General features: G+C 68.5%; 13 protein-coding genes. 10 read left to right on the forward strand and 3 right to left on the reverse strand.

The window, feature by feature from the left end; translation table 11 throughout:
- Nucleotide 1: 1 nt before the first annotated feature.
- Complete coding sequence (locus AC3IPM_RS00370) at nt 2–532, forward strand: GNAT family N-acetyltransferase (protein WP_489301955.1); 531 nt, start codon at nt 2–4, stop codon at nt 530–532.
- A gap of 29 nt (nt 533–561) precedes the next feature.
- Here the strand turns inward: AC3IPM_RS00370 and AC3IPM_RS00375 are convergent, their stop codons facing one another.
- The gene (locus AC3IPM_RS00375) at nt 562–1,230 is read right to left on the reverse strand and encodes a YceH family protein (RefSeq protein ID WP_489301956.1); all 669 of its coding nucleotides are present in this window, start codon (nt 1,228–1,230) and stop codon (nt 562–564) included.
- 101 nt (nt 1,231–1,331) lie between these two features.
- Between AC3IPM_RS00375 and AC3IPM_RS00380 the strand changes: the two genes are divergently transcribed.
- The 5 genes from AC3IPM_RS00380 to plsB all read left to right on the forward strand — a co-directional run bounded on the left by AC3IPM_RS00380 (nt 1,332) and on the right by plsB (nt 7,845).
- Nucleotides 1,332–2,267 (forward strand): 5'-nucleotidase, lipoprotein e(P4) family, encoded by a 936-nt coding sequence (locus tag AC3IPM_RS00380; protein WP_489301957.1) that lies wholly within the window; start codon nt 1,332–1,334, stop codon nt 2,265–2,267.
- Nucleotides 2,264–2,995 (forward strand): orotidine-5'-phosphate decarboxylase, encoded by a 732-nt coding sequence (gene pyrF / locus AC3IPM_RS00385; protein WP_489301958.1) that lies wholly within the window; start codon nt 2,264–2,266, stop codon nt 2,993–2,995. Before AC3IPM_RS00380 ends, pyrF begins: the two co-directional genes overlap by 4 nt.
- A 197-nt stretch (nt 2,996–3,192) precedes the next feature.
- Nucleotides 3,193–4,032 (forward strand): S1 family peptidase, encoded by an 840-nt coding sequence (locus AC3IPM_RS00390; protein WP_489301959.1) that lies wholly within the window; start codon nt 3,193–3,195, stop codon nt 4,030–4,032.
- A 139-nt stretch (nt 4,033–4,171) separates the two neighbouring features.
- Entirely contained in the window at nt 4,172–5,143 is a 972-nt protein-coding gene (locus AC3IPM_RS00395; RefSeq protein ID WP_489301960.1) for a hypothetical protein, read from the forward strand.
- Nucleotides 5,143–7,845 carry a glycerol-3-phosphate 1-O-acyltransferase PlsB gene (gene plsB / locus AC3IPM_RS00400; RefSeq protein ID WP_489301961.1) on the forward strand — a complete coding sequence of 901 codons (2,703 nt, stop codon included), beginning with the start codon at nt 5,143–5,145 and terminating at the stop codon, nt 7,843–7,845. The genes AC3IPM_RS00395 and plsB overlap by 1 nt, the downstream gene beginning before the upstream one ends.
- Nucleotides 7,846–7,906: 61 nt before the next feature.
- On the opposite strand, the gene AC3IPM_RS00405 is transcribed toward plsB, so the two are convergent.
- Nucleotides 7,907–8,110, reverse strand: coding sequence for a YdcH family protein (locus tag AC3IPM_RS00405; RefSeq protein WP_489301962.1), 204 nt, complete (start codon nt 8,108–8,110; stop codon nt 7,907–7,909).
- A gap of 96 nt (nt 8,111–8,206) precedes the next feature.
- Here AC3IPM_RS00405 and ttcA point away from each other — a divergent pair, with 96 nt between their 5' ends.
- The 3 genes from ttcA (at nt 8,207) to AC3IPM_RS00420 (ending at nt 10,858) form a co-directional block, all read left to right on the forward strand.
- Complete coding sequence (gene ttcA / locus AC3IPM_RS00410; protein WP_489301963.1) at nt 8,207–9,091, forward strand: tRNA 2-thiocytidine(32) synthetase TtcA; 885 nt, start codon at nt 8,207–8,209, stop codon at nt 9,089–9,091.
- A complete protein-coding gene (locus AC3IPM_RS00415; protein WP_489301964.1) occupies nt 9,073–9,978 on the forward strand; it encodes a recombination-associated protein RdgC in 906 nt (301 codons plus the stop codon). Before ttcA ends, AC3IPM_RS00415 begins: the two co-directional genes overlap by 19 nt.
- Before the next feature lie 103 nt (nt 9,979–10,081).
- Entirely contained in the window at nt 10,082–10,858 is a 777-nt protein-coding gene (locus AC3IPM_RS00420) for a M48 family metallopeptidase (protein ID WP_489301965.1), read from the forward strand.
- A 108-nt stretch (nt 10,859–10,966) separates the two neighbouring features.
- On the opposite strand, the gene AC3IPM_RS00425 is transcribed toward AC3IPM_RS00420, so the two are convergent.
- Nucleotides 10,967–11,839: a methylglyoxal synthase gene (locus AC3IPM_RS00425; protein ID WP_489301966.1), complete on the reverse strand. Its 873-nt coding sequence runs from the start codon at nt 11,837–11,839 to the stop codon at nt 10,967–10,969.
- Nucleotides 11,840–12,006: 167 nt separating this feature from the next.
- On the opposite strand from AC3IPM_RS00425, the gene AC3IPM_RS00430 reads away from it, so the two are divergent.
- Complete coding sequence (locus AC3IPM_RS00430; RefSeq protein WP_489301967.1) at nt 12,007–12,297, forward strand: hypothetical protein; 291 nt, start codon at nt 12,007–12,009, stop codon at nt 12,295–12,297.
- Nucleotides 12,298–12,379: the final 82 nt, after the last annotated feature.

A 12,379-nucleotide genomic window follows, 5' to 3' on the forward strand; every position in this document is an offset into this window, starting at 1 on the left:
CATGTCCGCCGTGATCCAGACCGAACGCCTGCAACTGCGCCTGATCGACCCCGACCACGATGCGGCCGACATGCTGGCTCTGCTCAACGAACCCGGCTTCATCCGCAACATCGCCGACCGCGGCGTGCGGACCCTGGCGCAGGCGCGTGACTACACCGCCGAGCGCGTGCTCGGCAGCTATACCCTCAATGGTTTCGGCATGTACGCCATCATCCGCCGCAGCGATGGCGCGTGGTTGGGCAATGCCGGTCTGGTCCGCCGTGACGGCCTGCCCGCACCGGATATCGGCTATGCGCTGCTGTCGCAGTACGAGGGCAACGGGTATGCGTTCGAAGCCGCGCGCGGGGTGATGCACTACGCCCGTGACATGCTCGGGTATACCGATCTGTATGGCATCGTGTCACCGGACAACCTGCGCTCGGCAGCGTTGCTGCGCAAGCTGGGCATGGAGGACCGTGGTGACCTGCGGTTGCCACCGCCGCACGAGGACGTGGTGCTGTTGTTCGCCACGCCCGGCGCACCGGATGCCTGAGGCTGCAGCCGAGCATGGCTCGGCTGCTTTCACCCACCCAATTGCGCGCGCAGTTCCGCCAATTGTTCCTGCAGCTCGGCCACCGTGGCCTCCAGCTGCTGCACGCGCGATTCCAGCGCCGGGTTGCCGCCACCACCGCCACCGCTGGACGAAGACCCCTTGTAGCTCTCCGCCAGCGCCTGCCCATCCACCGGGCCGCCCAACAGGTGCATGTAGCGGTCCTCGCGCTGGCCGCTGGCGCGCGGCAGCAGCACCGCCATGCCGCGCTGGATCATGCGCTCGATGTGGTGGCGCACTTCCTCCGCGTCCTGGAACTGGAACAGGCGCTCGCTGCGGGTCAGCAGCTCGTTCACCGTCTGGGGGCCGCGCAGCAGCAACAGGCCCACGATCGCCAACTGCTGCCGGGTCAGGTCCAGCGCGCTGCCGGCACGGTGCTCGTAGCGTTCGGCGCGTGAGGAGAACTGCTGGCGGGCCAGCCCCAGCGTTTCCAGCTGGCGCAGGGCGTGGTGCACATCGCCGGCCGACAGCGCCATCACCGGCTCGCGCGCGGTTTTCTGGTTGGCTGCCACCTGGGCCGCATTGACGGTCAGCGGGTAGGCATCCGGGGTGGTCGCCTCCTTCTCGATCAGGCAGCCCAGGGCGCGGGCCTGGGCCGCGCTGAGCACGGGCAGGGCGGGGGTCTGGGTGTCGTCGGTCATGGTGGGCTCCGGGTGGATCAGGGGCGTGCAGCATAGCCGAGCCCTGCCAGGGTCATGAACCGAAGCGGCCAAGCCGGTAAACTGGCGCGAATCTGTTGCTGGTGAACCCGATGCGCCGTACTGCTGCTGTTTCCCTGTCCGTGCTTGCCTGCGCCGTGATGGCGTTGACTGCCTGCAAGCGCACCGAAGCCCCGGCCGCCGCTGCGGCACCCGCACCCGCCGCCACGGCCAGTGCCCCGGCCGCCACCGGCGATGCCGCCGTGGCCGCCAATGACAACCTCAACGCCGTGTTGTGGATGCAGCGCTCGCAGGAATACCGGGCGGTCACCGAGCAGACCTACCGCGCCGCCGCCGACCGCCTGGACGCCGCGCTGAAGGAAGCCCACTGGGACGCACTGGTACCGGAAGAGCGCGGCAACGCGGCCAAGGGCCTGAAGCCGGCCGTGGTGCTGGACGTGGATGAGACCGTGCTGGACAACTCGCCCTACCAGGCGCGCCTGGTGCGCGACGGCGGTGAGTACGACGAACTCAGCTGGGACCAGTGGGTGGCCGAAAAGAAGGCCAAGGCGATTCCCGGCGTGGTCGATTTCGCCAAGGCCGCCAACGCCCGCGGCGTGACCCTGCTGTACATCTCCAACCGCGCCGTGCACCTCAAGGAGGCCACCCTGGCCAACCTGCGCGCCGAAGGCCTGCCGGTGGCCGATGACAGCGTGTTCCTTGGCCTGGGCACCGTGGTGCCGGGTTGCGAGCAGGCCGGCAGCGAGAAGAACTGCCGCCGCCGCCTGGCCGGGCAGAAGTACCGCGTGCTGATGCAGTTCGGCGACCAGCTGGGCGACTTCGTGGAAGTCACCGCCAACACCAACGACGGCCGTGACGCGCTGCTGCAGCAGTACCACGACTGGTTCGGTGAGCGCTGGTGGATGCTGCCCAACCCGACCTACGGCGGCTTCGAGCCGGCGCAGTTCAACAACGATTACTCCCAGTCGCGCCAGGTCCGCCACGAGGCCAAGCGCGCCGCGCTGGACTACGCACCGTGAGCCGCGCGCCGCTGCCGCTGCGTGACGACGAGCGCCTGATCTTCGCGCTCGACGTGCCGGGCCGCGACGACGCGCTGGCCTGGGTGGACCGTCTCGGCGATGCCGTGTCGTTTTACAAGATCGGCATGGAACTGCTGGCTTCCGGTGAGTACTTCCAGGTGCTGGATGCGCTGGCCGCGCGCGACAAGCGCGTGTTCGTCGACCTGAAGTTCTTCGATATCCCGGCCACCGCCGCAGCGGTGATCAAGCGCCTGTCGCAGTGGCCGGTCAGCTACGCCACCATCCACGGCTGGCACCCCGCGATGATGGAAGCCTGCGCGGCCGCCAACCCAAGTGACATGCGCCTGCTGGCGGTGACCGTGCTGACCTCGATGGGCCGTGAGGACCTGCGTGGCATGGGCATCGACCGCGAACCGGTCGAGGTGGTGGTCGAACGCGCGCTGGCGGCCCAGGCGGCTGGCATCGACGGGGTGATCGCCTCCGGCCAGGAAGCCGGCCCGATCCGCGCCGCTACCGGCGATGGTTTCTCGATCGTCTGCCCGGGCATCCGCCCCGGCGGCCCGGTCGGCGACGACCAGAAGCGCACCGTGGGCGTGGCGCAGGCCTTCGCCGACGGCGCCGATGCGATCGTGGTGGGTCGTCCGATCCGGCTGGCCACCGACCCGCGTGCAGCCGCCGAGGCGATCCAGCGGGAAATCAGCACCGCCTGGCATACGCGCCAGGGCTGAGGGCACCGCATTGCGGCAATGCCGTGCCTTGCCGAAGGGTAAGGGCCGGCGTTTGCCGCGTGCGCGCCTCGGAAAACGCCGCGTAGGGCGTGAAGCGGGCAGCGGCAAACAGTTCGCAGGCCGGCGCTGCGTTGGAATGGGTGTTACCGGCGCACAGGGAGCGCCGGCCCATCCCAACCTTGCAAAGGAGGTGCAGCATGCGTCTGCGTACCCCGGTGGCGGTTGCCGCCTGTCTACTGAGCCTTTCCTTCATCTCGCTGGCGGCGTCACCGCCGCAGCCCGAACAACGCGACCAGCCGAAGATCATCGGCGGTGGCGACGCCGCCGAAGGCCAATACCCGTTCATCGTCAGCCTGCAGAAGCTCGAGCGCGGCACCACCCAGCGTTCCCGGCATGACTGCGGCGGCAGCCTGATCTCACCGTCCTGGGTGCTCACGGCCGGCCACTGCGTGGAAGGCGTCCGCGCGCAGGACCGCGCCGTTGTAGCGGGCATCACCACGCTGGGCACCACCGCGCAGCCGCATCGTTCCAACATCAAGGCGATCCACCTGCACCCGGCCTACAACGGCAACACCTACGCCAATGACGTGGCGCTGATCCAGCTGACCGAGCCGATCACCGATGTCGCACCGGTGGCGCTGCTGGACGGCAGCGATGCCACCTGGTTGAAACCCGGGCGACGCTTCACGGTGATCGGTTGGGGTGACACCGGCCTGGAAGGTGAGGCCGGCGCACCGACCCGCCTGCAGACCGTGCAGACCCCCTTCGTGCCCTTCAATCAATGTCGCCAGGCCTACGCCAGCGTCGGTTTCAACGTGGAGGCCGGACGCATGCTCTGCGCCGGCGAAGAGGGCATCGACAGCTGCCAGGGCGACTCCGGTGGCCCGCTGCTGGTGCAGCGCCGTGGCCAATGGACCCAGCTGGGCGTGGTCAGCTGGGGCCGGGGCTGTGCGCTGGCCGGGTTCCCGGGGGTGTATGCACGGTTGGCCGACGGCTACATCCGCGATTTCATCCGTACGACCTGGACGCGCGACTGAAGAAGTTGATATGAAACAGTAGGTTGGTCGGCGAGAAGAGGCCACGACCGACAGCGGTCGGGCCTCGTTACCAGGGCCCGGCTTGCCGCTGTAGGGCCGCAGGCCGCAAGATGCGGACCGGCCCGGGGAGTCCGAATGCATGTCCATGTCGTTGAAGTCGTGGCAGTACCGAGGGCCCGCGTTGCTGCTGGCGCTTGGCGGCGTGCTGTTGCTGCTCGGCGCCTGCAAGGGCGACCGGATCGATCCGGATGCACCGGCCGCCGAGCCGGTGACGTCCCTGCAGCAGCTTGCCCGGGAGCTTGTCGACAACGATCTGGAGGGCTACGCGCGTGCGGCGGTGCCGCCGGCCCAGTACGCGCGCCTGCAGGCCGCCTGGGTGCAGGGGCATAGCCGTTGGCCGCTGAGCGAGCTGCCGCTGGATGGCCAGCTGCTGCCGATGATGGCCGCGCTGTCGCGACCAGACGCCGCCCAGCGCCTGCAGCGCTCCTTCGACACCCAGATCGCCGGCCAGGCCGCCGGGGTACGCCAGGCGGCGCACTCGATGGGGCTGTTCGGCGTGCAGTACCTGCGCAACCAGAGCGATTACACCGATAGCCAGCGCGCCCACTACGCCCAGGTCGTGGATGCGCTGAGCCGCTGGGCGGCCGCTGCGCCGCTGACCGACAAACAGCGCGCCAAAACCACCATCACCTTGCTGACGGCCACCGCGCGCACCACCGACCTGTCCACCGACGCCCAGTTGCAGGCGGCCGGCATGGAGGGGGCGTTGCGCCGCCTGGGCCCGTTCTTCAAGGCATTCAAGACCGCATTGGCGAGTTACGGCCTGTCGCTGGACGGGGCCCTGACCGGGCTGCGTGGCGAACTGGTGTCTGAACTGGGCAACGACGCGGTGGTGCGGATCCAGTACCCGTTGGCCGGTGAGCAGATCGAGGCGCAGGTGCGGATGACCCGCCGCGACGGCCATTGGTACGTGACGCGGACGCTGGAAGAGGTGGATGCGCTGCTGAAGGCGGCGGACACCGCGCAAGCTGAACATGACGCGCGCCAGGCCGCCGAAGCAGAGGCCGCCGCCCAGGTCAAGGACGCGGATTCCGCATCGGCTAAGCCATAATGAAGCCGATGCCGAACCAGAATCCCCTGCCTTTCCCCGGCGAAGAGCCGCCCAAGACGCCGAACGATCCGTCCGCGTCGCCTGCCCCCGCGTCTGCGGCCGAGACCGGCGCCGCGCCGGCCCCCGGTACCGCTGATGCCGCCGTGGGCGCTGACCCGGCCGCCGTTGTGCCGGGCGCGATCGTGCCTGGCCCCCGCGCCCCGGTCGGCCGCCGCCCTTGGTGGGCGCGCCTGCTGGGCCGGTTGGTGGAGCCGTGGCTGTCGCTGAAGATCGAACCCGAGCACCCCGGCCAGTACAACGATGGCCGCCCGGTGGTGTACGTGCTGGAAGACTACGGTCTGTCCAACGCGCTGATCCTGGACAAGGCCTGCCGCGAGGCGGGCCTGCCCTCGCCGCTGGTGCCGATCGCCGGCGACCCGACCGGGCGCAAGCGTGCCTACCTGGCGCTGTCGCGGCGGAGCAGCAGCAACTCGCTGATCCCCGAACAGCGCGGCGCCAAGACCCACTCCGATTCGCTGGCCAAGGTGCTGCAGGCGCTGCGCGCCCGCGATGAGCTGGATGTCCACCTGGTGCCGGTGTCGATCTTCGTCGGCCGCGCGCCGGACAAGCAGAGCGGCTGGTTCGCGGTGCTGTTCTCGGAAAACTGGGCGCTGGTCGGCCGCTTCCGCCGCCTGCTGGGCCTGCTGTTGAACGGCCGCAGCACGATTGTCCGCTTCGCGCCGCCGATCTCGCTGCGCGCCACGGTCAACGAGGGGCTGGACCCCGAGCGCACCGTGCGCAAGCTGCAGCGTGTGCTGCGCACCCATTTCCGCCGCATCCGCGAGTCGGTGATCGGCCCGGATCTGTCCACCCGCCGCCTGCTGGTGGACAAGGTGCTGGAGGCCGATACCGTCCGCGAGGCGATCAACTCGCAGGCCAAACGCGACAACTCCAAGCCGGCCGATGCCTGGAAGAAGGCGCATGCCTACGCCTGGGAAATCGCCGCGGACTATTCCAGCCCGGCGGTGCGCTCGGCCAGCTTCATGCTCAGCCACGTCTGGAACCGCATCTACGCCGGCGTGCTGGTCCACCACCTGGACAAGTTCAAGGCGGCCGCGCCCGGGCACGAAGTGGTCTACGTGCCCAGCCACCGCAGCCACATGGACTACCTGCTGCTGTCCTACCTGCTGTACGACCGTGGCATCGTGCCGCCGCACATCGTGGCCGGCATCAACCTCAACCTGCCGGTGGTCGGCACGCTGCTGCGCAAGGGCGGGGCGTTCTTCATCCGTCGCTCCATCCGCGGCAACGCGCTGTATTCGGCGGTGCTCAGCGAGTACGTGGCGCAGCTGGTGGCCGGTGGCTATTCGATCGAGTACTTCGTCGAAGGCGGGCGCTCGCGCACCGGGCGCCTGCTGCAGCCCAAGGGCGGCATGATCTCCATGACGCTGCGCGCGTTCCTGCGCCAGCCACGCAAGCCGGTGCTGTTCCAGCCGGTGTACATCGGCTATGAAAAGCTGATGGAAGGCGGCAGCTACCTGGACGAACTGTCCGGGCGGCCGAAGGAGAAGGAATCGATCTGGTCGCTGCTGTGGTCCATTCCCAAGGTGCTCAAGCAGAACTACGGCCAGGTAGTGGTGAACTTCGGTGAGCCGATCGCGCTCAACGACGTGCTCGCCCGGCAGGCGCCGGAGTGGGATGGCCAGCCGGTGGGCGAAGACGAGAAGCCCTCGTGGCTGTCGGGCACCGTCGACCACCTGGCCGAACGCATCCAGGTGCACATCAACGGTGCGGCCGACGTCAATCCGATCAACCTGCTGGCGCTGGCGCTGCTGTCCACGCCCAAGCATGCGATGGGCGAGGCCGACCTGATCGCGCAGATCGAGCTGTGCAAGACCCTGCTGGTGGAAATGCCGTACTCGGACCGCGTCACCGTGACCCCGCATTCGCCGGAGCGGATCATCGCGCATGCCGAGGAAATCAACGTCCTCACCCGCATCAAGCACCCGCTGGGCGACGTGCTCAGCGTCAGCGGCGACACCGCAGTGCTGCTCAGCTACTTCCGCAACAACGTGATCCACCTGTTCACCGCCTCGTCGTGGGTGGCGTGCTGCTTCCAGAACAACCGCCGCATGAGCCGCACCGGGCTGGTCCAGCTGGGCCGCACGGTGTACCCGTTCCTGCAGGCCGAGCTGTTCCTGCCGTGGACGGAAGACGAGTTCGCCCAGCGCATCGAGCAGACCATCAACGTGTTCGTGCGCGAAGGCCTGCTGCAGAACGTCAATGACGATGACGGTGGCATCCTGGCGCGCAACACCGGGCAGACCGACGAAGTGTTCCGCCTGCGGGCGATCGGCCACTCGTTGCAGCAGGCGTTCGAGCGCTATTACATCGCCATCTCGGTGCTGGTGAAGAACGGCCCGGGCACGCTCGGTGCTGCCGAGTTGGAGAGCCTGTGCCAGCAGGCGGCGCAGCGGTTGAGCCTGCTCTACGCCCCGGCCGCCCCGGAGTTCTTCGACCGCACCCTGTTCCGCGGCTTCATCCAGAAACTGCGCGAACTGCGCCTGGTGTGGCCGGACGAGAACAGCAAACTGCTGTTCGACGACCGCCTGGACGCCTGGGCCAAGGATGCCAAGTTCATCCTCGGTCGCGAGCTGCGCCACACCATCGAACGGGTCAGCCCGGAAGCGGCCAAGCCGGAAGAACCCATCGCGCAGGATTGACGACGGCCCTCACCCCTCCGCGCCGGTAGTGCCACGCCATGCGTGGCAACGCGCGCGGCGCCTACGCCGGCTCGTCCGGAATCAACATGTCCTCGAGCTTGGTGATGCAGTCCTTCAACTGCAGCTTGCGCCGCTTCAGGCGCTTGGCTTCCAGCTCGTCATCGCCATTGGCGGCCATGCGCAGGATCTGTTCGTCGAGCGCGCGATGCTCCTGCCGAAGGTCGGCAAGGAGGGTGCTGATCTGCTCGGGCGTCAGGGTGTCCACAGCCTCCGAGCATACACATCCGCGATGACGCCCGGGAGTGAACGCAGTCACTTCCCGGTCTCCGTGAGCGTCGGCGCGAGCCGGTAGAATGGCCCCATGAGTGCCGTCATCCACCTGCCCGATCCGATCCCCCGCGCGCCGCGCACGGGCGATGCCGTGCAGGACAAGCTGGCGCGCCGGCTGCGCCACCAGGTCGGCCAGGCCATCGCCGATTTCGGCATGATTGAGGCCGGTGACAAGGTCATGGTCTGCCTGTCCGGGGGCAAGGACAGCTACACCCTGCTGGACCTCCTGCTGCAGCTGCGCCAGAAGGCGCCGGTGCCGTTCGAGCTGGTCGCGGTCAACCTGGACCAGAAGCAGCCGGACTTCCCCGCGCATGTGTTGCCGGCCTACCTGGAATCGATCGGGGTGGCCTACCAGATCATCGAGCAGGACACCTATTCGGTGGTCAGCCGGGTGATCCCGGAAGGCCGCACGATGTGTTCGCTGTGCTCGCGGCTGCGCCGGGGCGCGCTGTACCGGCATGCCGCCGAACACGGCTTCAGCAAGATCGCGCTGGGCCACCACCGCGATGACAGCGTGGCGACGTTTTTCCTGAATCTGTTCCACCACGCCAAGCTGTCGGCGATGCCCCCCAAGCTGCGCAGCGACGATGGCCAGCACGTGGTGATCCGGCCGCTGGCCTATGTGGCCGAAGCCGACATCCAGGCCTACGCCCAGGCCCGCGCGTTTCCGATCATCCCGTGCAACCTGTGTGGCAGCCAGGACAACCTGCAACGCCGCCAGATCGCGCAGATGCTGCAGCAGTGGGAGCGCGACAGCCCCGGCCGCATCGACCAGATCGCACGCGCGCTGGGCAACATCCAGCCTTCGCAGCTGGCCGATCCGGCCCTGTTTGATTTCCTGGCCCTGGGGCGTCGCGACGCCCGGCCTTCCCTTCACGACCTTCACTCCGGAATTCCATGTTCTTTCGCAACCTGACGCTGTTCCGTTTCCCGACCGCCACCGATTTCTCCGACGTGGACACCCTGCTGCCGCAGGTGCTGCTCAAGCCGGTCGGCCCGCTTGAAATGAATTCGCGCGGCTTCATCTCGCCGTTCGGCCGCGAGGAAAAGTCCGTGTTCTCGCACCGCGTCGGTGACGCGCTGTGGCTGACCGTGGGTGGTGAGGACAAGATCCTGCCGGGCGCGGTGGTCAATGACCTGCTGGCGCGCAAGCTTGAGGAGATCGAAGAGAAGGAAGGGCGCAAGCCCGGTGGCCGCGAGCGCAAGCGGATGAAGGACGACCTGCTGCATGAACTGATGCCGCGCGCCTTCGTGAAGAGCTCGCGTACCGATGCGCTGATCGACCTGACCCACGGCTACGTGGCCGTGGACAGTTCCAGCCGCAAGACCGGCGAGAACGTCATGTCCGACATCCGCGGCCTGCTCGGCAGCTTCCCGGCGATGCCGCTGAACGCCGAAGTGGCGCCACGTTCGATCCTGACCGGCTGGATCGCCGGCGAAGCGCTGCCGACCGGGCTGAGCCTGGGCGAAGAGTGCGAGATGAAGGACCCGGCCGAGGGCGGCGCGGTGGTCAAATGCCAGCACCAGGAACTGCGCTGCGACGAGATCGACAAGCACCTGGATGCCGGCAAGCAGGTCACCAAGCTGGCCCTGGTGTTCGAGGACAACCTGTCCTTCGTGCTCGGCGACGACCTGATCGTGCGCAAGCTGAAGTTCCTGGACGGTGCGCTGGACCAGCTCGAACACGCCGACGATGACGGCCGCCGCGCCGAGCTGGATGCCCGTTTCGCCCTGCAGAGCGGCGAAGTGCGGCGCCTGTTCCTGCTGCTGGAAGAGGCCTTCAAGCTGAGCAAGGCCGACTGACCGCCCGGCCGGGATGCGGCACGCCGTCGCCAAGGGCGGCGCGCCGCAGCGGCTGAACAGCGCGCAGTCATGTGCCGGTCACCGCCGGCGCTATGCTGTACCCATGTCTGGATTCCTCCGTCGCCTGATTTCGCCGGCTGCCCCCACCCTGCAGCGCGACACGGTACGGCTGCGCCTGGAGGATGCGGAGATCGATGTGCTGCGCGTGCGCGATCCGCGTGCGCGCCGGATCAAGCTCAGCGTCGACGAGCGCGGTGTACGCCTGACCCTGCCGCCGCGTGCCAGCCTGGTGATGGGCGAACGTTTCCTGGAACAGCACCGCGACTGGCTGTCCACGCAGCTGCGCAGTTTCCAGTCCACCAACTTGCCGCCGGCCCTGGTGATCGGCGAGCCCGGCGTGGTGCCGCTGCGCGGTGAACTGCTGCCGCTGCGCTGGGAAACCGGCCGTTACGCACACCTGGAACTGGAGGCGGACGGTGCCTGCATGCACTGGCCCGCACGCGGCACCGATGCCACGCTGCGCCGCACCCTGCGCGAGTTCTACGAAGCGCAGACCCGGGCCGACGTGGGCCAATGGCTGCCGCGCTACCTGCCGAGCCTGCCGCGCGCACCGGCGCGGCTGCGCCTGAAGGTGATGTCCTCGCAGTGGGGCTCGCTGGCCCCGGACGGGAGCATGGCGCTGGACCTGGCCCTGGTGCTGGGCCGGCCGTCGGCGTTCGAGTACGTGCTGGTGCACGAGCTCTGCCATCTGATCCAGGCCAACCACTCCCCGGCGTTCTGGGCCGAGGTGGAACAGCGCTTCCCGAACTGGCACGCCGAGCGCGATTACTTCCAGCTGGAAGGGCGACGTCTCAAGGCCATGCTGCGGCAGCTGTTGTGAGCCGGCGGGGTAGAGCCGACCGTTGGTCGGTCGCTTGCCGGTAGTGCCGGCCGCTGGCCGGCTCCCCGTAAATCCCACCATCGCGAGGTTGCCGGCCAGCGGCCGGCACTACCTGTGGGCGCGTAGGGTTGCTGCCTGCGCCCACCGTGCCGCCACGCGCGGGGCGGTGATGCACACGGCCTGGTCGGTGACGGTGGTGACGGCGCGCTCCAGCAGCTGGATGTCGGCTTCGTGCTGGCGGGCCACGTGCGGGTCCTCGAAGAAGATCGCGCGCTGGCAGTCTCCTTCCAGCACGCGGTCGGCAATCTGCGCATCGCCGCCCATCGGGCCGCTCTGGTAGCGCTCCACCCAGGTCTGGTCCTGCGGCCAGCCGCGGCTCCAGGCCAGCTCGTTGAGGCGCTGGCCGGTGGTGCCGGTGCCGATCCGGTGGCGGAACCGCGACAGCAGCGCGAAGTGCTCGTCGGCGAAGGCCAGGATCGCGGGCTTCATCGCATCGTGGGCGATCAGGGCCAAGGTCTGCTGTTCGAACGCATGCAGGTCATCGGCACCGGGATCGGCCGTCAGCCCGGCGTGGATGCGCTCCACCTCGACCCAGTCGCGCGCGGTGGCTACGGTGGAAATGAAGGGCTTGCCGTGGATCACGCACTGGCGCTTGAGCGCGGTGGCCTCGGGAAAGACCGAGGACGGATCGACCGGGTCCATCAGGTAGATCGCCCCGTCCAGGGTGCGCTCGGGCGTGCCCATGCCGACCACCTCGGCCACCAGTTTCATCAACCCGCCCTGGCGACCGTTGGGATAGCGCTGCAGCGCCGGGAAATCCTGCAGGAAGCCCAGCCGCTGGATCGCATCGAAGGTGCGCCCGACCGCGTGCAGTTCCACCCCCAGCTCGCGCAGCCCGCTGTCGCTGGCGCGCAGCCAGCGGAACAGCGCGGCGTGCTTGTCGTGGTGGTGCAGGCGGTTGGCGGCCAGGCCGATGCGCATGGGAATCATCCGGGAAGGGGGAGGCGATTGGCATTCTATGCCGCAGCGGTACCGCTACGACGGCGAAGGCGATGACGGGACCTTCACGCTTTTTCGTACTAGTTGCATGGTGGCGGAGCGGGCCACAACCGACAGTGGAGGCCGCCAGTCAATCAGGAAACCCTGCCATGACCCTCAAGCACTCCCCCGATACCTTGTCAGCCACATCCGCCGCTGCCGACCGCAGCGCGCGTATCCGCGCGCTGGGCCGCCTGCTGCGGCATGCCGCCGTGGGCGATGCCGACGTCCTGCTGGCGGGACTGGCGCGCATGCTCGATGCGCATATCGATGGCCGCGGTGACGATGCCGCGCGCAACGCACGGATCCGCAGCCAGCTCGATGACATCGAACTGCTGCTGGCCCTGGAGATCGAACGCGCCGGCGTGCGTACCGCGCCGCTATTGTCGAACGCGGCCTGATCGCGCCACCAGCGCAGCCGAGCATGGCTCGGCTCTACCCCAGCGCGCCACGCAACCCCACCAGTAGTGCCGAGCCATGCTC

The organism is Stenotrophomonas sp. GL_111 (assembly GCF_057835245.1).